Raw genomic sequence first — 22,695 nt, 5'->3', positions numbered from 1 at the left:
AGGTAACGCGAACAATTGGACGCAGCATAAAGGCAGAAGCCGGAGGCCGATAGCGTTGATCATCAACGCTTCGTGCGCTCCGGCCTCAAGTTCCGAACGGGCAAAGGATCAGCCGAGCTGCTCCAGTACCTCGTCCGGGATTTCAGCGTTGGAGTAGACGTTCTGTACGTCGTCCAGGTCTTCCAGCATATCGATCAGCTTGAGGACCTTCTCCGCCATGTCCAGATCGAGCACCGCACTGGTGGTCGGCTGCATCACGATTTCCGCATCGGCGGGCGTGAAACCAGCGGCTTCCAGGGCGTTGCGCACAGCGTAAAAACTGGAGAACGAGGTAAACACGTCAATGGAGCCGTCTTCGTGGGTGACCACGTCGTCAGCGTCCGCTTCCATCGCGGCTTCGATCAGCGCGTCTTCATCCACGCCCGGTGCAAAGGAAATCTGGCCCTTGCGTTCGAACAGATACGACACCGAACCGTCGGTTCCCAGGTTACCGCCGCACTTGCTGAACGCATGGCGCACGGCAGCAGCGGTCCGGTTGCGGTTATCGGTCATGGTTTCGACCATCACCGCAACGCCTCCGGGACCGTAGCCTTCATAACCCAGTTCAACCATGTCGTCGGCATCGGCTGCGCCGGCACCGCGAGCGATGGCGCGGTCGATGATATCGCGACTCATGTTCGCGCCAAGGGCCTTGTCCTGGGCCAGACGCAGACGCGGGTTGGACGCGGGATCACCACCGCCCTGACGGGCAGCGACGGTCAGTTCGCGGATCCACTTGGTGAAGATCTTGCCTTTCTTGGCATCCTGACGCTCTTTGCGGTGCTTGATGTTCGCCCACTTGGAATGACCAGCCATAACACGCTCCAAACCTTGAAACACGCACGCCCGCGCTTGATCACTCAAACGCAGACGTTTCACTCGAATCTGTGCCCGGAATGGGCGGGGATCAGGGCGGACCGAATGGTCGGTCCGCCGAGCCCTTGGCTACACGGCTTATTCGGCCTTCGGCGTCTCGCGCAGGCGGATGTGCAACTCGCGCAGTGCCTTGGCATCAACCACGCCCGGCGCCTGGGTCATCACGTCCGCAGCACTCTGGGTTTTCGGGAAGGCAATGACTTCACGAATGGACTGAGCACCGGTCATCAGCATGACCAGACGATCCAGGCCGAACGCCAGACCACCGTGAGGCGGCGCGCCGTACTTCAGAGCGTCGAGCAGGAAGCCGAACTTCTCTTGCTGTTCGTCTTCGGAAATACCCAGCAGACGGAACACCGCCTGCTGCATTTCCTTGCGGTGGATACGGATTGAACCGCCGCCCAGCTCAGTGCCGTTCAGCACCATGTCGTACGCGCGGGACAGCGCAGTGGCAGGATTGGCTTCAAGCTCTTCAGGCGAGCATTTCGGCGCGGTGAACGGGTGATGCAGCGCAGAGAAGCTGCCGTCGTCGTTTTCTTCGAACATCGGGAAGTCGACGACCCACATCGGTGCCCATTCACGAGTGAGCAGGTTCAGGTCGTGGCCCAGCTTGATGCGCAGGGCGCCCAGTGCTTCGCTGACGATTTTGAATTTGTCGGCACCGAAGAACACGATGTCGCCGTCCACTGCACCTACGCGATCAAGGATCACGTTGAGGTTGGCTTCAGGGATGTTCTTGACGATCGGCGACTGCAGGCCTTCGACACCTTTGGCACGCTCGTTGACCTTGATGTAGGCCAGACCTTTGGCCCCGTAGATACCGACGAACTTGGTGTAGTCGTCGATCTTGCTGCGCGGCATGCTCGCGCCGCCGGGAACGCGCAGCGCCGTGACACGGCACTTCGGATCGTTTGCCGGACCGCTGAATACTTTGAAATCCACAGCCTGAAGCTGATCGGCAACGTCAACCAGCTCCAGCGGGTTACGCAGGTCTGGCTTGTCGGAACCGTAGCGGCGCATGGCTTCTTCGAAGGTCATGTGCGGGAAGTCATCGAACTCCACATCCAGCACTTCCTTGAAGAGCTTGCGGACCATGGTCTCGGTGATGCCCATGATGTCGGCTTCGTTGAGGAAGCTGGTCTCGATGTCGATCTGAGTGAATTCAGGCTGACGATCGGCACGCAGGTCTTCGTCGCGGAAGCACTTGGCGATCTGGTAGTAACGGTCGAAACCGGCAACCATCAGCAGCTGCTTGAACAGCTGAGGCGATTGCGGCAGAGCAAAGAAACTGCCCGGGTGAGTACGGCTTGGCACCAGGTAATCACGGGCGCCTTCCGGCGTGGCGCGGGTGAGGATCGGCGTCTCGACATCGAGGAAGCCGTTGCCGTCCAGGAACCCACGGATGCTGGAAGTGATGCGCGAGCGAAGACGCAGCTTTTCAGCCATCTCCGGACGACGCAGGTCAATGAAGCGATAACGCAGGCGGGTTTCTTCGCCGACGTCGGAGTACTCGTTGAGCGGGAACGGCGGGGTTTCCGACTCGTTGAGCACTTCCAGCTCATAGCCCAGCACTTCGATCGCGCCCGACGCCATGTTCGGGTTGACGGCGCCGGCAGGACGCGCACGCACCTTACCAGTCAGCTTGACAACGTATTCACTGCGAACACGGTCGGCGATGGCAAAGGTGTCAGCACGATCCGGATCGAAAACCACCTGGGCCAGACCTTCACGATCGCGAATATCGAGGAAAATCACCCCCCCGTGGTCGCGACGGCGATGGACCCATCCACAAAGGGTAATTTCCTGACCTTCCAGGCTCTCGTTCAGTTGGCCGCAATAATGGCTGCGCATCATGATCGTGTGTTCACTTCTCGTAATTCGGAATTCGATGGAGCTTTCGCCCGTCGCCGGTGCGAGGGTGCGCAAGCTTTGGCATGCAGTCCGACCTGACGGTCAGTTCCTGCCTTCCACAGTAAGGCGGGGGATTATATAGGGATAATCATCGCTGTGCAGCCGCGCAGCCCGATACCGGGCAAGAAGATGTCGGCGCGTGGCTTTGATGCCGCGGTGCCGCCAGCGAATGCAGGCCCGCCGCAACGGGCCTGCTGAAATCAGGTCATGTCGGGGCCGGCGTCAACCGCAGGCCCTCGGCACTCAATACGTGCGCCACGCACACGACGCGGATCAGGCCGCTGAAGTTCTTGACGCCGCCATAACGCAGGTGAACCTCGCGATCGACATAGGACAGCACGGCATTGATGGAGCAATCGTTGAATCGTGCCATTTCCGACAGAATATTCCAGTACACCTCCTCAAGTCGCAGGCATGTGGCCAGCCCATTGAGCCTCACCGACCTGGAGTGTGGCTGGGCCAGGCTCATGTTGAAATTTTCAATAAACGGGTCGCCCCGGGCGTTAAGACACTGGGTCGGCTCCCATCCCTCTCGGGCAGTATTCAGGTTCATGCAGGTCCCCCTTGTTGCGATTACGGATATGGCATCGGCACCTTCGCAATCAGTTGAAAAGAGGTGTCTATCAAGCCGCATTCCAAGAGGCGCAACCAGCAGAAGGAGCACTCTGAACCTGTAGGAGATCACCACAGCGCAGGGGTGATTTTCGAGAGCCAGAAAATGGCCCATCCCTCAGCTTTCTCGGGGTATTAGATATGTATTTTTTACTGATTTATTTCATCCTGCTTAGCCCGATCGCTGACGACAGCGCGACCCGAAAAGAGGGCAAGTAAGCCTTGCAGGCCAGGGTGGAAGGATAAAGGCAGAGGGTGATTCGGGCGGGAATTGTGGTGCGCGGCGGGTAACAGCAATGCGGAGCGGACCCTGTTTACGCGGCCCGCTCCTGTTTTCACTGATCAGCTTCTGATTACTGAGCTTCCAGCATCGAGCGCAGCATCCAGGCCGTTTTCTCATGCACCTGCATGCGCTGGGTCAGCAAGTCCGCCGTTGGCTCATCGCTCACTTTGTCCAGCAACGGGAAGATACCCCGGGCCGTACGGGTGACTGCTTCCTGACCCTGAACCAGCGAACGAATCATGTCCTCGGCCGCAGGCACGCCCTCTTCTTCCTTGATCGACGACAAGCGTGCATAGGTCGAATAGGTGCCCGGCGCCGGGAAGCCCAGCGCACGGATCCGTTCAGCGATTTGATCCACCGCCAGCGCCAGCTCGTTGTATTGCTCTTCAAACATCAGGTGCAGCGTACGAAAAGCCGGGCCAGTCACGTTCCAGTGAAAGTTATGGGTTTTCAGATACAACACGTAGGTGTCTGCCAGCAGGCGGGAAAGACCGTCCACGATGGACTTGCGGTCTTCTTCGCTGATGCCGATATCGATTGCCATGTTCAGCCCTCTTCTATGATGGTTTTTTTCAAACGACTGCAGACCACTCTATCAAGACCATCGACCCTGCGCAGCCATCTGTCGGGATTAGTCCAGCCACAGCGGCCGCAGTCAGACCCGCTTCCTTTAATAGCCACGATCGGCGTGACGGTTTGTTTATGCGCGCCGCTCTGGAACGAGCGTTTGATCGGAATCAACAAAAACCGGCAGACCGCATCCATCACACGCCTGTGCGCGCGCTAAGCGCTTGATTTGAGTAGCTCTCGGCTTTGCTGTTAAATACAGACGCGCTGCAGCCAAAGTGCCGTCCGGCGGCAGCGCACAGGCAGGACCGACACTCGTGCATCACGCCTCCCTTTTTTCTCGAAGCGTACCGAAGGTCACCCGCTATTTCCTTGTGATCCATCTTAATGTGAGTCATCGAAATGTTGAAAATAGTCCACCTGCTAACGGGCGCAGCTGCCCTGCTGCTGTCTTTCATCCCCAGCCTGCGTAGTGAAGCGCTGTCTTCTTACCTGTCCCAACCGGATGCGCTGTATCTGGCGCTCTTCGGCCTCATCAACCTGGTGCTCGCGCCAGTGATTCCATACTGGAACAAAGGTCCACGTCATCAATTGCAAAATCTGGTCAGCGGCTTGCTCGTGCTCGCCGTCGTGCTTCAAATCCTCACGCTGGTCGTTCCTCTTGAAACCATTGCCGGCCAGCCGGCCGTTCTGGTCAGCCTGCTCGCTGTCGTCATTGCCGTGGCGTTGCACCTGGCGGTCAGCTTCTACCGCTCCTCTCCTGCGCCTGCCGCGCAGTCCCAGGATCTGGGCAACCGCGATACGGGCACAGTGAAGTGGTTCAACACCTCCAAAGGCTTCGGATTCATTTCCCGTGATTCGGGCGACGATATCTTCGTGCATTTTCGCGCCATTCGCGGTGAAGGCCACCGTGTTCTGGTCGAGGGCCAGCGCGTCGAGTTTTCGGTGATGAACCGCGACAAAGGCCTGCAAGCGGAAGACGTCATCGCTGCGCTCCCGCGCCGTTAACGTTGCCGCATAAAAAAACCGCGCTCACCAGCGCGGTTTTTTTTGGTTGAAATTCCTGCCCTTGGCTCTCGTTCCCTTAATAGTGAGGGGGACGCGAGTCTTCAGCGAAGCCGTCGCCCTGCCCGCCCATCTCCTCCTGACGCTTGATCAGGGCGGCGATCTGTAACTCCAGACGATCAAGACTGCGCTGCTGGGCGACCAATACGTCGTTGAGGGCCTGAATCGTATCGTCCTGAAAGGCCAGTCGACTTTCCAGCTCCATGACACGCGACTCGAGATCCATGGTCAGTCCTCCTTAAATGTGAATGCTTCGGTCAGTTCGGGCTTGAGTTGCGCAACGATCCGCGCAACCTCCTCCGTCGAGTAAGGCTTGGCGGGATGTTTGCCCCACACCGGGGCTGGCCAGGCCGCGTCGCCAACACGGCGAACAATGACGTGCATGTGCAGCTGACTGACCACATTACCCAGCGCAGCGACGTTCATCTTGTCGGCCTGAAACGCGCGATCAAGCACGGACGAGAGGTAGGTGGTTTCCTTCCACAACTGCGCCTGCTCCGCTTCGGACAGTTGGAACACTTCACTGATATCCGGACGCTTCGGCACCAGAATGAACCATGGGTAATTTGAATCATTGGACAGCAGCAGCGTGCACAGCGGGAAGTCGCCGATGGGTAGTGTGTCTTGCAGCAAGCGCGGATCTAGAACAAACACGTAAAGACTCCTGATCGCGAATTGGATTGATTGAGCCGGCTGACTGGCCCGATAAAGATGCCCTGGGTAGCGGGAAGGATACTCGCGAATTCCGGACGATTCATCCAGCGCTGCGGTTCTGGGCATTTTGCGGATCGGGTGTTGATCGGCGACCACTACACATGCGCCTTGCACCAGGAATGCGCGAAAAAAACCGCCTCGCACTTTCATGAAGCAGCTCAGGGCAACATCACTGCCGCTCAAAACCGTGCCCCACATCGCGAGCGATGCCAGTCAAGCCGGGCCTCACGGACAGCGTTCAGGCGTGGCGCTGTGGTCATGAAGCCCGGTAGCTCGCGGAATCCGTCCGGGAAGAACCAAACGCAGGCAATTGTGATGGACGACGCACCAAAAAGACTCAGATGAGGCGCGAATATGTGACAGCTATCCGCGATTTACCCACTTCTTGTGGGTAACAGGTAACGTCAGTGACATTAGCGCGCGCTACTCTCAAGAAACCTGCGGTTGCAAAGCAGGCTATCTAAAATATTTTTATCTTTATGATTCAGCAGGTTGGAGCCTACATCGTATGCTTTTACCGCGCTTTCGACATTTTTTTCATGTTCGTCGAAATTTTGTGCACGGTTGTTGCTTTGTCACACACAAGCTGAAGACGAGCGTGTCGAGAGACAAGCGGGAGCGAAGGAATGGAGCGCGATTCAACCGGGATGACTGGATTCGATGAGGGTGTCAATGAATCCAGCCGTCAAAATGACCGGGCGCTGTCACGATTTAGGAATAAGGAGCTGTTCAGGAGCGACACGGACAGCGCAGGCGGCGACAAGGCCGTAAAGAAACTGCAACGGTAGGTTCGTAACTATCGCCAATAATGTCAGCGTGCTGTAATTTTCGCCGACACCAAAAAGAAAGAAGCCGGCCAGATAAAAAAACAGGTGGACGGCAGTACTCTTCTTAAAAACCAAAGGAGCAAAGTCACGATGAGAGTGATGAAGTGGAGCGCAATCGCACTGGCCGTTACTGCAGCCAGCACACAATTGGCATCGGCTGCGGCATTCGTAAGCGATCAGTCCGAAGCAACTGGTTTTGTAGAGGGGAGCAAGCTCGACGTTAAGGCTCGTAACTACTATTTCAACCGTCACATCCTGCACAACGAAAACCGCAAAGACCAACGCGACTGGACTCAAGGTTTCTGGGGTAACTACACCTCGGGTTACACCCAGGGCCTGATTGGCGTAGGTGTTGACGCCTTCGGCTATGCTGGCTTCAAACTCAGCGGCGACGACAAGCATTCGGGCTCCGGCAACCTGACGCTGGACACCACACCAAATTCCGACGGCTTCCGCGACAACCACGATAGCTTTGGTAAAGCCGGTGGCGCCGTCAAGTTCCGGGTTTCGAAAACTGAACTGAAAATCGGTGACATGCAACCTCAGAACCCGGTATTTGCGGTGGGTGGCTCGCGCCTATTGCCACAAACTGCGAGCGGCCTGAGCCTGCAGAGCAGCGAGATCAAGGGTCTGGATGTCGAAGCCGGTCACTACTACTCGGGCACCAGCCAGAACGACACCAGCCACGATGGTTCAATCTTTGCTCAATACGCCAACGTGCAGGCTCGGTCTGCTGACTTCGGCGGCGGTAAATATTCCGTCACTGACAACTTGGGCGTCGGTTTCTACTACGCCAAATTGGAAGACGTGTGGAACCAGTACTACGGCAACATCAACTATGCACTGCCGTTGACTGACGACCAGGCCTTGGCCTTCGACTTCAACATCTACAACACCAAAGATACTGGCAGCGCCAAAGCTGGCACCATCAACAACACCGCATGGTCGGGTTCGGCTGCTTACTCCTTCCTCGCTGCCCATACACTGACACTGGCATTCCAGAAAGTTAACGGCAACACGCCGTTCGACTACATCGGTATCGGCGACAACAACAAGGGCGGCGACTCGATCTTCCTAGCGAACTCGATTCAATACTCCGACTTTAACGCGCCTGGCGAAAGATCGTGGCAAGGTCGCTATGACTTGAACATGGCCCCCTACGGCACCCCCGGCTTAAGCTTCATGGCACGTTACGTCAGCGGTACCAACATCGACGGTACTCGCGGTAACAACACGTTTTATGCAAACCAGTATGGCGCTGATGGCAGCCACCACGAAACCAACGTCGAGGCCAAGTACGTTGTTCAAGCCGGCCCGGCCAAAGACCTGTCGTTCCGTATTCGCCAAGCGTGGCACCGCGCCAACAGCGACGAAGGCGAAGGCGATATCAACGAGTTCCGTCTGATCGTCGACTACCCGATTTCGGTCCTGTAATCGCACTGTCTGACACTCGTCAACGAAAAGCCCGGCCTTCGCGCCGGGCTTTTTCATGGGCGTACGACTGACAATCCCTCCCCTCCCAGCGCCCGCCCGGCCTGTACTCAGCGATATCACCACCGTACAATGCCGGGTCATTTCCCAGTCACCGCAACCGACAACGGCCGACCATGCGTACCAGTCAATATTTGCTCGCCACACAGAAAGAAACGCCATCCGATGCGGTCGTGATCAGCCATCAGCTGATGCTTCGTGCCGGCATGATTCGCAAACTTGCCTCCGGTCTCTACACCTGGCTCCCCATGGGCCTGCGGGTATTGCGCAAGGTCGAAGCGGTGGTTCGTGAAGAGATGAACGCAGCGGGCGCGCTGGAAGTGTTGATGCCGGGCATCCAGCCGGCGGAGCTCTGGCAGGAGTCCGGCCGCTGGGAACAGTACGGCCCTGAGCTGTTGCGCCTGAAAGACCGTCACGATCGTGATTTCTGCGCGGGCCCGACCCACGAAGAAGTCATCACCGATCTGGCCCGCAACGAACTCAACAGCTATAAACAGCTGCCCATCAACATGTACCAGATCCAGACCAAATTCCGTGACGAAATCCGTCCGCGCTTCGGCTTGATGCGCGGACGCGAATTCATCATGAAGGACGCCTACTCCTTCCATGCGACCCAGGATTCCCTCCAGGAAACCTACGACCGTATGCATCAGGCGTACTGCAACGTGTTCATCCGCCTGGGCCTGAACTTCCGCCCAGTGGTGGCTGACAACGGTTCCATTGGTGGTGCGGGCTCCCATGAGTTCCATGTACTCGCCGAGTCCGGCGAAGACGACATCGTGTTCAGCGACACCTCCAACTACGCCGCGAATATCGAGAAAGCCGAAGCCATACCGCGCGAGGCCAGCCGTCCGGCGCCGACTGAAGAACTGCGCCTGGTCGACACCCCTGACACCAAGACCATCGCGGCCCTGGTCGAGCAATTCAATCTGCCGATCGAAAAGACCGTCAAAACGCTGGTTGTCCATGCCGCTGAAGAAGGCAAGCTGATTGCGCTGATCATCCGTGGCGATCACGAGCTCAACGAAATCAAGGCGTCCAATCTGGAGCAGGTCGCCAGTCCGCTGGTCATGGCCTCCGAAGCCGAACTGCGTGACGCCATTGGCGCCGGCGCGGGTTCCCTCGGCCCGCTGAATCTGCCGCTGCCGTGCATCATCGACCGCTCAGTCGAGCTGATGAGCGACTTCGGCATTGGCGCGAACATCGATGACAAGCACTACTTCGGCGTCAACTGGGAGCGCGATCTGCCGGTTCCGACCGTCGCTGACCTGCGTAACGTCGTCGCTGGCGACCCAAGCCCGGATGGTCAGGGCAACGTGATCATCAAGCGCGGCATCGAAGTCGGTCACATCTTCCAGCTGGGCACCAAGTACAGCGACGCGATGAAGTGCCAGGTACTGGGCGAGAATGGCAAGCCGGTCACACTGACCATGGGCTGCTACGGCATTGGTGTGTCGCGCGTCGTGGCTGCCGCGATCGAGCAGAACAATGACGCAAACGGCATCATCTGGAGCGACGCGCTCGCGCCTTTCCAGATCGCCCTCGTGCCGCTGCGCTACGAAACCGATGCCGTTAAAGAGGCGACCGACAAGCTGTACGCCGAACTGACCGCTGCGGGCTTCGAAGTGTTGCTGGATGACCGCGACAAGAAGACCAGCCCGGGGATCAAGTTCGCCGACATGGAACTGATCGGCATTCCGCATCGCATCGTGGTCAGTGACCGTGGGCTTGCCGAAGGCAACCTCGAATACAAAAGCCGCACCGAAGCCGAAGCGCAGGCCCTGCCTGTTGCCGAGGTGTTGTCTTTCATCAAGGACCGGATCAAGCGCTGACCGGATGGCGCGCCTGCGATTGTGCAGGCGCGCTTTCATCCGCCACGCCTCTGCGATGCGCCTTACCTGCACTAGAGATCTCATGTTCAAGCGAAATCCCTCACGTCTCGCAGGCGCTGTGTTGTGCACCAGCCTGTTACTCGGCGGCTGCGCCAACCATCTGTCTCAACGCAGCGAGCATGAAGAACGTGTCGAGCGCAAATTGCTCGACCACAGCTTTCAGGTCGACCTGGGCGAACCCAAGACGCTGGAATTGCCCCAGCGCCGGATACGCATCCACGAGCTGAAAACCTTCGACATTACCGAATTTGAAGTCACCCGGCACTACGATCGATACACGCCGTATCAACCGTGGCGGGAAGTCTATGAAATCCCCCTGGGCGCCGTGGCCATCGTCGCGGGCATCGGCGCCAATGTGGTCAACGTGCTGACGTTTGGCAGTCTGCCCGACAGCGTCACCAAGGACTGGCTCACTTACGGGATCGCGGGCGTCAACCCATTCATGAACGCCCCCTCCCATGGTCGCGCTCAACAGAATCTGGCCGGTATCGACGAAGTACAGCTTGATCACCGGGTCGAGCATTCGAGCCTGCCCTGGAGTGAAGCGCCGGTTGAAGTCACTGCGGGCAAAGAGACCCACGAGCTGAATACAGACCGCAACGGCGTGCTCCGGGTGAATCTGCTGGACAGCCCGTTTGCCGAGCAAAACCTCAGTTATGTCACGCAACTGAACATCAAAGTGCAGGATGACCAGAGCAACGTTCAGGCAACCGCCACGTTGCCGCTGAGCAAATCACTGCGCGGCAAGCTGATTGAAGCCCACGATCTGATCTATGACGATCTGGAAGATGACGAAGTCAGCCAGTGGGTACACCGCGTCAAGCGCCTGTCCGAGCTGGGCCTTGAAGAAGAAGCCAGTGAGCTGGAACAGTCATTGATCGAGCTGACCCGCAACGATCCGCAGTTGCAGCACGAATTCCTTCGGTCACTGGCAAAAGACGCCGGTCGATTGGTCGCGGTGCCACCGGGCAGTGAATAGCCTGGCCTGAACTCGCCTTAGCTGAACAACTCCAGCTGCTCATGGGCAGCCCGAAGGTCATGCAGACGCACACCGATCCCCAGCAATCGCACCGGCTTGCCGCCGCGTGCGAAGGCCTGGGTCAGCAGTTGCTCGTAACTGCCCAGGTCCCGCCCTTTCCCCGCCTGCTCCAGCGTCGTCTGGGTGAAGTCGTGGAACTTGACCTTCACGAACGGCTTGCCGGGGCGGTAAAGACTGTCGATCCGTGCGATGCGGTCATTCAACGTTTCCAGCAATGCCGGCAGCATCAATAAGCAACTGGCCAGGTCCGGCAGATCTGTGTCGTATGTGTTTTCGACACTGACCGACTGGCGTCGATTGTCGTTTTGCACGGGCCGCTCATCGACACCATGGGCCAGGTTCCACAGCCGCTCGCCGAACGAGCCAAATTCCCGCACCAGCGACAGCTTGCTCCAGCCACGCAAATCGGTGCAGGTGACAATGCCGAGGCGGCCAAGCTTATCGGCGGTCACTTTGCCGACGCCGTGCAATTTGGACACCGGCAGCTGGGAGACAAAGTCTTCGATCTGATCAGGTGTGATCACGAACAGCCCGTTGGGCTTTTTCCAGTCGCTGGCGATCTTGGCCAGAAACTTGTTCGGGGCCACGCCGGCGGAAACAGTAATGTGCAGCTGATTGGAGACCCGCCGGCGAATGTCCTGGGCGATGCGGGTCGCACTGCCGGCAAAGTGTTCGCATTCCGTCACATCCAGATAAGCCTCATCCAGCGACAGCGGCTCGATCAGGTCGGTGTAGTCGCGGAAGATCGTCTGGATCTCTTTCGATGCTTCTTTATAGGCATCCATTCTCGGTTTGACGATGGTGAGGTCCGGGCACAGTGTCAGCGCATGCCGGGATGACATCGCCGAGCGGATGCCGTAGGCCCGGGCCTCATAGTTGCAGGTGGCGATCACACCCCGTCGCTCTGCCGACCCGCCGACTGCCAACGGTTTGCCGGCCAGACGCGGATCGTCGCGCATCTCAATGGCGGCGTAGAAGCAATCACAGTCGATATGGATGATTTTGCGCTGCGGCATCACATGGGGTCGTAGGAAAACGGTCGTGCAGTATCTCATTCACGCGACTTTCTGACACTGAATAAGCCTCGTTCCCTACGGCCATGCGACTCCGCGAAACCGCCCCTGAAAGCCCGAAAGCGAGACGCGCCATGGCCGTCCGCGATACGTCCAACGCTAACCGATTGAAGAAACAGCCTTTTTTTCTGCCGATTGCTTGACAGCCCGGCGATCCTCTGTAGAATGCCGCCACACAGACGCGGGATGGAGCAGTCTGGTAGCTCGTCGGGCTCATAACCCGAAGGTCGTCGGTTCAAATCCGGCTCCCGCAACCAAACATCAAAAAAGGCTACTCGAAAGAGTGGCCTTTTTTGTGGCCGTCATTTGGGCAAGCCCGCTCTCACCGCTATTTCCCCCCTCACCTGTTCATTTAAATGAAACCAGGCCCGTGGATGATGGCGGCCTGCCGTAAGGCGCGGATTGCGATAAAAGCCTTTTCCAACCGCCACTTAGGCACGCCAGCGCTCTCGATGGGGTTATTTTGTCGATCTCTGGCATTAAAGGTTGACACTGCGTCGTTCGACTGTAGAATGCCGCCACACAGACGCGGGATGGAGCAGTCTGGTAGCTCGTCGGGCTCATAACCCGAAGGTCGTCGGTTCAAATCCGGCTCCCGCAACCAACATCTAAAAAGGCTACTCGAAAGAGTGGCCTTTTTTTTGCCTCGCTGAAAGCTCACGAACAGCGAGCCTGAATCCTTGTCACATCCCATTACCGGGGGTGCGTTCATCCGAGAGGTCTTGTTACTGTATGTTGCCGGGAGCAATAGTTTTGATCTCCCCTGCCGATACGCTGGCCAGCGACTGAACCTAGACTGAACGGTCACTGATACGTATCCGTGGTATTCGCCCGTTAGACGTTGAAACGCTAACATCCTGAATTATTTTTTGCGTAGGGATTGGTAACTTGGCTGTATACCTCCATCCTGTCGCGCACGATCCAAGGAGTGATTGATGCGCGCCAACCCGTCCGACACAAATGAAGCAGTGACGGAGCATCCTCCGGCTCCCCCGAAACGACTGCGTCTACGCGAACTGGTGAGCAAGTACCGCCAACCCATCGGGTTGGGCGTCACCATACTTCTGTTCGCCGTCGCCCTGATCGCCTGTCGGCACATGCTGACCGAGCTGGACATCTACGCTCTGCAGGATTCGCTGCTCAGTGTGCCGCTGCCTTCTCTGGCTGGCGCAGTGCTGGCAACAGCCATCGGTTTCGTGATTCTGCTGGGCTACGAGTGGTCCGCCAGTCGCTACGCCAATGTCGATCTGCCACCGAAGTCGCTGATCATGGGCGGCTTTTGCGCGTTCGCCATCGGCAACGCCGTAGGTCTGTCGATGCTGTCCGGCGGCTCGGTTCGTTACCGTCTCTACTCGCGATTGGGACTGGGTGCGGGCGAAGTTGCCCATATGACCCTGTTTGCCAGTCTGTCATTGGGCTGCGCACTTCCCCCTCTGGCTGCGCTCGCGACCTTGAGCGACCTGCCCGCAGCCTCGCTGGCGCTGCATGTATCGGTGCCGGTACTGGCAACCGTCGCGGTCGCGGTGCTGGCGATCAGCGCAATCCTGGGTTATGCCATCTATCGCCGCCGCCTGCCGGAACAGACGATCCCGCATAACCTGCTGGTCCGCGCCGGACGCCGCACGCTGCGTCTGCCTGGCGTGCGCCTGACCCTGATGCAACTGGTGATCACTGCGCTGGACGTCGCTGCCGCTGCCGCCGTCCTGTATCTGTTGCTGCCCTCTGCCCCGCCCTACGGCGCGTTCCTGCTGGTTTACCTGCTGGCCCTGGCCGCCGGCGTTCTCAGTCACGTGCCCGGTGGGGTCGGCGTCTTTGAGGCCATTCTGCTCGCCGCATTTGCCGACGAACTGGGCGCTGCACCATTGGCTGCCGCGCTGCTGCTGTACCGACTGATCTACGTGGTGATGCCGCTGCTGATCGCGTGTCTGGTGCTGCTTTACAGCGAGGCCAAGCGATTGCTGTTTGCGCAGCAGGCCATGCGCGTTGCATCCGGCCTCGGCGCGCCGATTCTGGCATTGCTGGTATTTCTCTCCGGGGTGGTGCTGCTGTTTTCCGGCTCCACGCCCGAGATCGACACCCGTCTGGAGAGTCTCGGGTTCCTCATTCCCCATCGATTGATCGACGCTTCGCACTTTGGCGCCAGCCTGATTGGCGTGCTGTGCCTGTTGCTCGCCCAGGGACTGCGCCGTCGTCTTTCAGCTGCGTGGATGCTGACCACGATCCTGCTGTTTGTGGGCTCCATCCTGTCGATTCTCAAGGGTTTCGACTGGGAAGAAGCGAGCCTGCTGCTGCTGACCGCGTGCTTGCTGGCGATCTTCCGGCGCTCGTTCTACCGCCCGAGTCGCTTGCTGGAACTGCCGTTTTCGCCGCTGTATCTGGTTGCCAGTGTTTGCGTACTGGGTGCGTCGGTCTGGCTGCTGCTGTTCGCCTATCAGGACGTGCCCTACAGCCATCAGCTGTGGTGGCAATTCACGCTTGACGCAGACGCCCCTCGTGGCCTGCGTTCGGCACTGGGCAGCGCGGTGTTGCTGCTGATCGTCTCGCTGACCTGGCTGCTGCGCACCGCCCGCCCGGTGATCAACTTGCCCGACGAGGCGCAGCTTGCCAAAGCCGCCGAGATCATCAAAGCGTCCAGCCAGCCCGACGGCGGCCTGGTCCTGACCGGCGACAAAGCCGTGCTGATGCACCCGGACGGCAACGCCTTTCTGATGTACGCCCATCGAGGCCGCAGCCTGGTTGCGCTGTACGACCCGATTGGCCCGACCCAGCAACGGGCCGAGCTGATCTGGCAGTTCCGCGATCTGTGCGACGTTCACCATGCACGCCCCGTGTTCTATCAGGTGCGTGCCGAGAACCTGCCGTTCTACATGGACATCGGCCTGACCGCGATCAAGCTGGGCGAAGAAGCCCGGGTCGATCTGCACAAGTTCGACATCGAAGCCAAGGGCAAGGAAATGAAAGACCTGCGCTACACCTGGAATCGGGGTGGGCGCGACGGTCTTTCGCTGGAAATCTACGAAGTGGGTCAAGCGCCCATGGACGAGCTCAAAGTGATTTCCGATGCATGGCTGATGGGCAAGAACGTGCGCGAAAAAGGGTTCTCGCTGGGCCGTTTCAGCCTGGATTACCTCAAGCATTTCCGCATCGCCATCGTCCATTTCCAGGGCAAGCCGGTCGCGTTCTCCAATTTGCTGGAGACCTCGCGCAATGACCTGGCGAGCCTGGACCTGATGCGCTCGCACCCGGAAGCGCCGAAGCTGACCATGGAATTCATGATGGTCGGGCTGATCCTGCATTACAAAAAAGAAGGTTACGCCCGCTTCAGCCTCGGCATGGTGCCGTTGTCCGGGCTGCAACCGCGGCGTGGCGCGCCTCTGACCCAGCGCCTGGGTTCGATGGTGTTCAGCCGTGGCGAACAGCTCTACAACTTCCAGGGGCTGCGTCGTTTCAAAGACAAATTCCAGCCTGACTGGGAACCTCGTTACATGGCCGTGCCCGCAGGACTTGATCCGCTCGTGGCACTGGCAGATACCGCCGCCCTGATCGCGGGCGGCCTGACTGGATTGGTGAAACGCTGATGATTCAACGCTACTGGCGCTTTTTGCTCGCAGCCCTGGTAATTCTGGTGGTGGCATTGGGTTTCTGGCTGTGGAACCGCCCCGCCGCGCAACCGGCCCTTGAACACATCACCCTGGATGACGGCTCTGCGCTAATCCGTGTGGTGCCCTCGACCAAGGTGAAAACCCAGGTCGCGCTGGCCGTTACCACTGAAGAATCACTGACCGAGAAGCAACTGCTCGCCCTGAGCTACGACGCCTCCGCTCGCGTGATCCAAGTGACGCTGCCGAAGGACGATTGCCAGCTTCAGGCGAAGACCTTCAATGCCGCGCTGCAGAAGCTCGACGGCGCACCTGATCTGGTTGCCGGCGTCGGACCTGGTGCTTCCCTGGCCTGGCGCTGGCTGGCCGGTCAAAGCAATGACAACGCCCGGGCCATCTCGGTCGGCTTCGTCCGCGATCAGCCGGGCTGCACCGAGCCGGTGCCGAAAGCCGCCGCCCACGGCAAGTGGACGGTCGCCTGGAACGACGGCCCCGACGACGAAAGCGCCACGCTGGTCCGTGACGCACCCAACACCGAAACCAGCATCAGCGACTACGACATCAAGTACCCCCAGGTGCTGAACAACGAAGTGCGCCGTCGCCTGATCGGGGGTGACGACAACGGCGGCCTGAACATTCCGGTGGTTGAGGTGCCGTCTTCGCAGCCCTCCGACACGGTGACGCTGTTCCTGTCCGGCGACGGCGGCTGGCGCGACCTCGACAAAGACGTAGCAGGCGACATGGCGAAAATGGGCGGCTACCCGGTCGTCGGCATCGACACCCTGCGTTATTACTGGGAGCACAAATCGCCTGAGCAAACAGCCGCTGACCTGAGCGAGCTGATGGCCCATTACCGCCAGAAATGGGGCGCCAAGCACTTTGTGCTTGCCGGCTACTCCTTCGGAGCCGACGTACTACCCGCGATCTACAACCGCTTGCTGGAAGAAGACAAGGCGCGGGTCGACGGCATCATCCTGCTCGCCTTCGCCCGCACTGGCAGCTTCGAGATTGCCGTTGAAGGCTGGCTCGGCGCCGCCGGTAAAGAAGCCGCGACAGGGCCTGAAATGGCCAAGCTCCCCGGCGACAAGGTGCTGTGCGTCTACGGCATCGAGGAGAAGGATGAAAGCGGCTGCACGGAAACCACAGCACCTGGCGAGAAGATGCAGCTGCCCGGCGGCCATCACTTCGACGAAGACTACCCTGCCCTGGCCAAGCGCCTGAGTGCAGTGATCGACAAGTGGAAAGGCAAAGAGCCCGCTGCCGAGTAATCACCCGGCCATAAAAAATCCCCGCTCTCTTGCGATTGCGGGGATTTTTTTGTTTTGGGTATAAGTTGACGTGAAGTCAACCTTTTTAGGACCGGCTTCAGCCGGGAAGAGGCCGGTGCATACGCCATCAATCTTACGGCGCGACACCAAACGCTTTCCCGACTAAAGCCGGTCCCACTGAGCCCAGACGCCGCTTACATCTCCACCTGCGTGCCCAGCTCAATCACTCGATTGAACGGCAGCTTGAAGAAACGCAGATTGCCATTGGCGTTCTTCAACATGAACGAGAACAGACCCTCGCGCCAGCGGGCCATGCCCACCAGTTTCGACGAGACCACGGTTTCGCGGCTGAGGAAGTAGGTCGTGCGCATCGGACTGAAGTCCAGCTCCTTCAGGTGGCACAGGCTCAGGGCGGCTGGCACATCAGGCTCGTCGATAAAACCGAAATGCAGGATCACGCGATAGAACCCCTCGCCAAACGCCTCGACCTCGAAGCGCTGGGCCGTCGGCACGCGCGGGGTGTCTTCGTACACAACGGTCAGCAACACCACCTGCTCGTGCAGCACCTGGTTGTGCAGCAGGTTATGCAACAACGCGTGGGGAACGGCATCCGCACGGGCCGTGAGAAACACTGCCGTGCCCTGAACACGATGGGGCGGCTGCACGCGAATACTGCTGATGAAGATCGGCAGCGGCAGGCCGCCTTCATCGATGCGGTCCACCAGCAGCTGCTTGCCGCGCTTCCAGGTGGTCATCAGGATGAACAGCACGATGCCCGCCAGGAAGGGGAACGCCCCGCCCTGAATGACTTTTGGCACGTTCGCCGCGAAGAACATGCCATCCACGAATAGGCATCCGACCAAAATGGGCACCGCGATCAGCGGCGGCCATTTCCAGGCCAGCAGCATGACCGACGCCACCAGAATCGTCGTGCAGAGCATCGTGCCGGTCACCGCTACGCCGTAAGCCGAGGCCAGCGCGCCGGAAGACTCAAAGCCCAGTACCAGCAGGATCACCCCGACCATCAACGCCCAGTTCACCGCGCCAATGTAGATCTGCCCCTGGGCGTCACTGGAGGTGTGCTGGATGTGCACGCGCGGGATGTAGCCGAGCTGAATCGCCTGCAGCGTCATCGAGAACGCCCCGGAGATCACCGCCTGCGAAGCAATAATGGTCGCCAGCGTCGACAAGGCGATCAACGGTAACAGCGCCCAGCTTGGCGCCAGCAGGTAGAACGGGTTGCGCACCGCTTCAGGGTCCTGGATGACCAAGGCGCCTTGCCCGAAGTAGTTCAGCACCAGCGCCGGCAAGACCAGGGCGAACCAGGCGCGGGAGATCGGCTTGCGACCGAAGTGGCCCATGTCCGCGTACAGCGCCTCGGCACCGGTCAGTGCGAGCACCACAGCGCCGAGGACCGAAACGCCAATGCCGGGATGATCAATAAAGAAGCGAACCGCCCACACCGGGTTGACGGCATGCAGCACTTCCGGCTGCTGGAGGATACCGTGAACGCCGAGTACCCCGAGGGTCACGAACCACAGCACCATGATCGGGCCGAACATCACGCCGATCCGCGCAGTGCCGTGACGCTGAATCAGAAACAGCGCCACCAGCACGACTAACGCGATCGGCACCACCCAGTGTTCCAGTCCGTCAAAGGCCAGTTCCATGCCCTCGACCGCCGACAGCACCGAAATCGCCGGGGTGATCATGCTATCGCCGTAAAACAGCGCCGCGCCGAACAGGCCGAAGACGATCATGCTCGCCTGCAGCCTCGGGTAATTGGCCGACGCCCTGCGCGCCAACGCCATCAGCGCCATGATGCCGCCTTCGCCGTCATTGTCGGCACGCAGCACCAAGGCCATATATTTGAAGGAGACCACCCAGATCAGTGACCAGAAGATCAGCGACAGAATGCCCAGTACGGCGTCATGGCCGGCTTGCACGCCATAGCCGCCGACGAACACTTCTTTAATGGTGTACAGCGGGCTAGTACCGATGTCGCCATAGGCGACACCCACCGCACCCACCAACAGACTCAACGGTTTCGCCGAAGAATGCCCGACCTCTGCCTGACTCGTTGCGTGACCCATTTACGACTCCTGAAACCATGACTCGAGCACCGCGATCCGGCGTTGTCGGATTGACCCACGCCGCACCGGTAAATTCCGATGCGCCCGGCCCACTTGAGGTGCCGGGCGTAACGCCGCGAAGCATAGCGCAGCACTCGTCGTAATTCTCTGTATAACACTGGTCAATCGTTAGACGCGCCGCTAGAATTGCGCACTTTTTGATCAGAGGCGCCCCAAGCGCCCAGTCAATGCCCGGCTATTCGCCGGGCATCCTACGCCGAGGTTAGTCAATGTCCACCGTCACCACGTCTGCCGCCCCCAAGGTCGGCTTTGTCAGCCTCGGTTGCCCGAAGGCTCTGGTCGATTCCGAGCGCATCCTGACCCAGCTGCGCATGGAAGGCTATCAGGTCGTTCCGACCTACCAGGACGCTGACGTGGTCGTGGTCAACACCTGCGGTTTCATCGACAGCGCCAAGGCTGAGTCCCTCGAGACGATTGGCGAGGCGCTGGCCGAAAACGGCAAAGTGATCGTCACCGGCTGCATGGGCGTGGACGAAAGCGTGATTCGCAGCGTGCACCCGAGCGTGCTGGCCGTCACCGGTCCGCAGCAGTACGAGCAAGTGGTCAATGCCGTCCATGACGCCGCGCCGCCTAAGCTCGATCACAACCCGCTGATCGATCTGGTACCGCCGCAAGGGGTCAAGCTGACGCCCCGTCATTACGCGTACCTGAAGATTTCCGAAGGGTGCAATCACAGCTGCAGCTTCTGCATCATCCCCTCCATGCGCGGCAAGCTGGTCAGCCGCCCGATTGGCGACGTGCTCGACGAAGCCCAGCGACTGGTCAAGGCCGGCGTAAAAGAGCTGCTGGTAATTTCCCAGGACACCAGCGCCTACGGCGTCGACATCAAGTACCGCACCGGTTTCTGGAACGGTCAGCCGGTCCGCACGCGCATGACCGAGCTGTGCCAGGCACTGAGTTCGCTGGGTGTGTGGGTACGCCTGCACTACGTTTACCCATACCCGCACGTCGACGAGATTATCCCGCTGATGGCGGCGGGCAAGATCCTGCCGTACCTGGACATCCCGTTCCAGCACGCCAGCCCGAAGATCCTCAAGCTGATGAAGCGCCCGGCCTTCGAAGACAAGACCCTGGCGCGCATCAAGAACTGGCGCGAGCAGTGCCCGGACCTGATCATCCGCTCGACCTTCATCGTCGGCTTCCCGGGCGAAACCGAAGAAGATTTCCAGTACCTGCTGGACTGGCTGACTGAAGCCCAGCTCGATCGCGTCGGTTGCTTCCAGTACTCCCCTGTCGAAGGCGCGCCGGCGAATCTGCTGGATGCGCCGATCGTTCCGGACGACATCAAGCAGGATCGCTGGGACCGCTTCATGGCGCACCAGCAAGCCATCAGCGCCGCGCGCCTGCAGATGAAGATCGGCAAGGAAATCGAAGTGCTGATCGACGAAGTGGATGAGCAGGGTTTCGTCGGCCGTTCGTTCTTCGATGCGCCGGAGATCGACGGCAACGTGTTTGTCGAAAGTGACCGCGACTTCAAGCCGGGCGACAAGGTCATGTGCCGCGTGGTGGATGCCGATGAGTACGACCTGTGGGCTGAGCCGATTTAACGCTCAATCTCCGGCTCGACAGCCGCTTCGCCTCCAACAGCCCTGCCCGTAAAACGGCGGGGTTTGTTTTTTCTGGCTATCGTCCCCACATCAGGATCACAACCCAGGGAGCAGCGGCAACATGACCCGGCACTCGGTCATCTATCTGCCCAGGCAGCACGACTTCGCCGAACTCACCCGGGTCTGGGAAGCCTCCGTGCGCGCGACCCATGACTTCCTGTCCGAGAACTACATCACGCTGCTCCGGCATCTGCTGGAAACCCAATACCTGGGTGCCGTGAACCTGTTCTGCAGCCGCGACTCGCACCTGCGCATCACCGGTTTCGCCGGTACTACGCCGGGCAAACTCGAAATGCTTTTCATCGCCCCTGACCACCGTGGCATGGGCCTGGGCAAGCGGCTGCTGGACTACGCGATCGAGCATTTCCACATCACCGAGCTGGACGTGAACGAACAAAATGGTCAGGCGTTGGGCTTTTATGAAAAACAGGGTTTTGAAGTGGTGGGGAGGACCGAGCTGGACGGGCTCGGCCGACCGCATCCGATATTGCGGATGCGGGTGAAATCGGGCCGTGACGCCTGAACCGGGTCAGAGAGAGGTTCGGACTGTAGGAGCCGGCTTGCTGGCGAAGCCAATCCGTCGGCGCCCGGCAGCGCCTGACACAACGCATTCGCCAGCAAGCCGGCTCCTACAGATTGCATGTGCTGGTCTGCATCAGCGCTTCAGACTTTCCAGCAGCACCTTGTTGAATTGCTGCGGGTCCTGAATCTGCGGCGCATGCCCCAGACCTGCGAACTCCACCAGTGTCGCCTGCGGAATGCGTTTGGCGGCCGCCTTGCCCAGCTCCGGGTAATTGCCCAGCGTCTTGCGAAGGGCCTCGGGCGCCGCGTCCTTGGCAATGGCGGTGTTGTCCTTTTGCCCGATGAGCAACACGGTGGGCATCTTGAGTTTCTCGAAGTCGTAGAACACCGGCTGATTGAAGATCATCCCGTAGGTCTGCGCGGACGCCCGGGCGACCTCCTCCTTGCCTTTGCCGGTGAACATGCCGGCCTGCATGTTGACCCAATGATCGAACTCGGGCCGCCATTCATTGGCGTAATACGTTGACTGCTGATACTTGCGAATGCTCTCGGCGCTGGTCTTCAGCTCCCGGGCATACCAGTCATCGAAACTGCGATCCGGCACGCCTTTGGCTTTCCAGTCCTCCAGACCGATCGGGTTGACCAGCAGCAGTTGATCCACTTGCTCGGGGTACATCAGCGCAAAGCGGGTCGCCAGCATGCCGCCCATGGAATGCCCGACCACGGTGACGTGATCGATGCCCAGTTGGGTCAGCAGCGCTCTGGTGTTCTGCGCCAGTTGCTCGAAAGTGTATGTGTAGTCCGCCGGTTTGCTGGAGCGGCAGAAGCCAATCTGATCCGGCGCGACCACCCGATAGCCCGCGCCCGTCAGCGCCTTGATGGTGCCTTCCCACGTGGCGCCGCAAAAGTTCTTGCCGTGCAGCAACACGACGCTACGACCATTGGCAGGCCCGGCTGGCTTGATGTCCATGTACCCCATCTGCACCGGCGCGCCCTGTGATTCGAAACTGAAATTCTGTGCCGGGAACGGATACTGAAAGCCTTCCAGCTGCGGGCCGTAGGACGGGGTTTGCGCAGCGAGCAGCGGCAGGCTGACAGTCATCAGCAATGCGGGTAGCCATTTGGTCATGAATTCGCTCCAGACAATGTAGGAATAC

The 22,695-nt window shown here is 59.5% G+C and carries 17 protein-coding genes, 2 tRNA genes and 1 pseudogene; 11 read left to right on the top strand and 9 right to left on the bottom strand.

The window, feature by feature from the left end; translation table 11 throughout:
- Positions 1–108 precede the first annotated feature (108 nt).
- The 4 genes from EC919_RS07965 to EC919_RS07950 form a co-directional block, all read right to left on the bottom strand.
- Entirely contained in the window at positions 109–855 is a 747-nt protein-coding gene (locus tag EC919_RS07965; protein WP_065989740.1) for a YebC/PmpR family DNA-binding transcriptional regulator, read from the bottom strand.
- 138 nt (positions 856–993) lie between these two features.
- Positions 994–2,769, bottom strand: coding sequence for an aspartate--tRNA ligase (gene aspS / locus EC919_RS07960; RefSeq protein WP_133772811.1), 1,776 nt, complete (start codon positions 2,767–2,769; stop codon positions 994–996).
- A 262-nt stretch (positions 2,770–3,031) separates the two neighbouring features.
- Positions 3,032–3,379 carry a ribbon-helix-helix domain-containing protein gene (locus EC919_RS07955; RefSeq protein ID WP_133772809.1) on the bottom strand — a complete coding sequence of 116 codons (348 nt, stop codon included), beginning with the start codon at positions 3,377–3,379 and terminating at the stop codon, positions 3,032–3,034.
- 412 nt (positions 3,380–3,791) lie between these two features.
- The gene (locus tag EC919_RS07950; protein ID WP_074893279.1) at positions 3,792–4,265 is read right to left on the bottom strand and encodes a Dps family protein; all 474 of its coding nucleotides are present in this window, start codon (positions 4,263–4,265) and stop codon (positions 3,792–3,794) included.
- A gap of 425 nt (positions 4,266–4,690) precedes the next feature.
- Between EC919_RS07950 and EC919_RS27785 the strand changes: the two are divergent.
- Positions 4,691–4,966: pseudogene (locus EC919_RS27785) on the top strand (cold shock domain-containing protein membrane protein); the annotation flags it as partial.
- Positions 4,967–5,074: 108 nt separating this feature from the next.
- Complete coding sequence (locus EC919_RS27780; RefSeq protein ID WP_004667445.1) at positions 5,075–5,296, top strand: cold shock domain-containing protein; 222 nt, start codon at positions 5,075–5,077, stop codon at positions 5,294–5,296.
- 76 nt (positions 5,297–5,372) lie between these two features.
- Here EC919_RS27780 and EC919_RS07940 read toward each other — a convergent pair whose 3' ends face one another.
- Together EC919_RS07940 and EC919_RS07935 are read right to left on the bottom strand one after the other, a co-directional pair.
- Positions 5,373–5,579 (bottom strand): SlyX family protein, encoded by a 207-nt coding sequence (locus EC919_RS07940; RefSeq protein ID WP_133772807.1) that lies wholly within the window; start codon positions 5,577–5,579, stop codon positions 5,373–5,375.
- 2 nt (positions 5,580–5,581) lie between these two features.
- Complete coding sequence (locus EC919_RS07935) at positions 5,582–6,007, bottom strand: HIT domain-containing protein (protein ID WP_133772804.1); 426 nt, start codon at positions 6,005–6,007, stop codon at positions 5,582–5,584.
- Positions 6,008–6,984: 977 nt separating this feature from the next.
- On the opposite strand from EC919_RS07935, the gene EC919_RS07930 reads away from it, so the two are divergent.
- From EC919_RS07930 to EC919_RS07920, 3 genes are all read left to right on the top strand, one after another.
- Positions 6,985–8,328, top strand: a complete 1,344-nt coding sequence (locus EC919_RS07930) for an OprD family porin (protein ID WP_133772802.1) — start codon at positions 6,985–6,987, stop codon at positions 8,326–8,328.
- Positions 8,329–8,501: 173 nt separating this feature from the next.
- Positions 8,502–10,217 (top strand): proline--tRNA ligase, encoded by a 1,716-nt coding sequence (locus EC919_RS07925; RefSeq protein WP_133772800.1) that lies wholly within the window; start codon positions 8,502–8,504, stop codon positions 10,215–10,217.
- 82 nt (positions 10,218–10,299) lie between these two features.
- A complete protein-coding gene (locus tag EC919_RS07920; RefSeq protein ID WP_133772798.1) occupies positions 10,300–11,256 on the top strand; it encodes a hypothetical protein in 957 nt (318 codons plus the stop codon).
- 17 nt (positions 11,257–11,273) lie between these two features.
- On the opposite strand, the gene dinB is transcribed toward EC919_RS07920, so the two are convergent.
- A complete protein-coding gene (dinB, locus tag EC919_RS07915; protein WP_133772796.1) occupies positions 11,274–12,332 on the bottom strand; it encodes a DNA polymerase IV in 1,059 nt (352 codons plus the stop codon).
- Between the two features lie 237 nt (positions 12,333–12,569).
- Between dinB and EC919_RS07910 the strand changes: the two genes are divergently transcribed.
- From EC919_RS07910 to EC919_RS07895, 4 genes are all read left to right on the top strand, one after another.
- Positions 12,570–12,646, top strand: a tRNA-Met gene (locus EC919_RS07910).
- A gap of 270 nt (positions 12,647–12,916) precedes the next feature.
- Positions 12,917–12,993, top strand: a tRNA-Met gene (locus EC919_RS07905).
- Between the two features lie 331 nt (positions 12,994–13,324).
- Complete coding sequence (mprF, locus tag EC919_RS07900; protein ID WP_133772794.1) at positions 13,325–15,967, top strand: bifunctional lysylphosphatidylglycerol flippase/synthetase MprF; 2,643 nt, start codon at positions 13,325–13,327, stop codon at positions 15,965–15,967.
- A complete protein-coding gene (locus EC919_RS07895; RefSeq protein ID WP_133772792.1) occupies positions 15,967–17,256 on the top strand; it encodes a virulence factor family protein in 1,290 nt (429 codons plus the stop codon). The genes mprF and EC919_RS07895 overlap by 1 nt, the downstream gene beginning before the upstream one ends.
- A gap of 194 nt (positions 17,257–17,450) precedes the next feature.
- Here the strand turns inward: EC919_RS07895 and EC919_RS07890 are convergent, their stop codons facing one another.
- Positions 17,451–19,349: a potassium transporter Kup gene (locus EC919_RS07890; RefSeq protein WP_133772790.1), complete on the bottom strand. Its 1,899-nt coding sequence runs from the start codon at positions 19,347–19,349 to the stop codon at positions 17,451–17,453.
- A gap of 269 nt (positions 19,350–19,618) precedes the next feature.
- On the opposite strand from EC919_RS07890, the gene rimO reads away from it, so the two are divergent.
- Both rimO and EC919_RS07880 read left to right on the top strand, forming a co-directional pair.
- On the top strand, positions 19,619–20,956 hold the full coding sequence (gene rimO / locus EC919_RS07885) for a 30S ribosomal protein S12 methylthiotransferase RimO (RefSeq protein ID WP_122537399.1): 1,338 nt from the start codon (positions 19,619–19,621) through the stop codon (positions 20,954–20,956).
- A gap of 121 nt (positions 20,957–21,077) precedes the next feature.
- Positions 21,078–21,539: a GNAT family N-acetyltransferase gene (locus tag EC919_RS07880; RefSeq protein ID WP_133772788.1), complete on the top strand. Its 462-nt coding sequence runs from the start codon at positions 21,078–21,080 to the stop codon at positions 21,537–21,539.
- 132 nt (positions 21,540–21,671) lie between these two features.
- Here the strand turns inward: EC919_RS07880 and EC919_RS07875 are convergent, their stop codons facing one another.
- A complete protein-coding gene (locus EC919_RS07875; RefSeq protein WP_133772786.1) occupies positions 21,672–22,667 on the bottom strand; it encodes an alpha/beta fold hydrolase in 996 nt (331 codons plus the stop codon).
- Positions 22,668–22,695 lie beyond the last annotated feature (28 nt).

The sequence above is a fragment of the Pseudomonas graminis genome (assembly GCF_004364335.1).
GTDB lineage: Bacteria > Pseudomonadota > Gammaproteobacteria > Pseudomonadales > Pseudomonadaceae > Aquipseudomonas > Aquipseudomonas graminis_D.
Note: the sequence above shows the minus strand (reverse complement) of the source record. Positions and strands in the feature narration are given on the sequence as shown.

Excerpts from the sequence above, each read along its gene's own strand:
- EC919_RS07965 (WP_065989740.1), bottom strand. The coding sequence starts at position 855 with ATGGCTGGTCATTCCAAGTGGGCGAACATCAAGCACCGCAAAGAGCGT.
- aspS (WP_133772811.1), bottom strand. The coding sequence starts at position 2,769 with ATGATGCGCAGCCATTATTGCGGCCAACTGAACGAGAGCCTGGAAGGT.
- EC919_RS07955 (WP_133772809.1), bottom strand. The coding sequence starts at position 3,379 with ATGAACCTGAATACTGCCCGAGAGGGATGGGAGCCGACCCAGTGTCTT.
- EC919_RS07950 (WP_074893279.1), bottom strand. The coding sequence starts at position 4,265 with ATGGCAATCGATATCGGCATCAGCGAAGAAGACCGCAAGTCCATCGTG.
- EC919_RS07940 (WP_133772807.1), bottom strand. The coding sequence starts at position 5,579 with ATGGATCTCGAGTCGCGTGTCATGGAGCTGGAAAGTCGACTGGCCTTT.
- EC919_RS07930 (WP_133772802.1), top strand. The coding sequence starts at position 6,985 with ATGAGAGTGATGAAGTGGAGCGCAATCGCACTGGCCGTTACTGCAGCC.
- EC919_RS07925 (WP_133772800.1), top strand. The coding sequence starts at position 8,502 with ATGCGTACCAGTCAATATTTGCTCGCCACACAGAAAGAAACGCCATCC.
- EC919_RS07920 (WP_133772798.1), top strand. The coding sequence starts at position 10,300 with ATGTTCAAGCGAAATCCCTCACGTCTCGCAGGCGCTGTGTTGTGCACC.
- dinB (WP_133772796.1), bottom strand. The coding sequence starts at position 12,332 with ATGCCGCAGCGCAAAATCATCCATATCGACTGTGATTGCTTCTACGCC.
- mprF (WP_133772794.1), top strand. The coding sequence starts at position 13,325 with ATGCGCGCCAACCCGTCCGACACAAATGAAGCAGTGACGGAGCATCCT.
- EC919_RS07895 (WP_133772792.1), top strand. The coding sequence starts at position 15,967 with ATGATTCAACGCTACTGGCGCTTTTTGCTCGCAGCCCTGGTAATTCTG.
- EC919_RS07890 (WP_133772790.1), bottom strand. The coding sequence starts at position 19,349 with ATGGGTCACGCAACGAGTCAGGCAGAGGTCGGGCATTCTTCGGCGAAA.
- rimO (WP_122537399.1), top strand. The coding sequence starts at position 19,619 with ATGTCCACCGTCACCACGTCTGCCGCCCCCAAGGTCGGCTTTGTCAGC.
- EC919_RS07880 (WP_133772788.1), top strand. The coding sequence starts at position 21,078 with ATGACCCGGCACTCGGTCATCTATCTGCCCAGGCAGCACGACTTCGCC.
- EC919_RS07875 (WP_133772786.1), bottom strand. The coding sequence starts at position 22,667 with ATGACCAAATGGCTACCCGCATTGCTGATGACTGTCAGCCTGCCGCTG.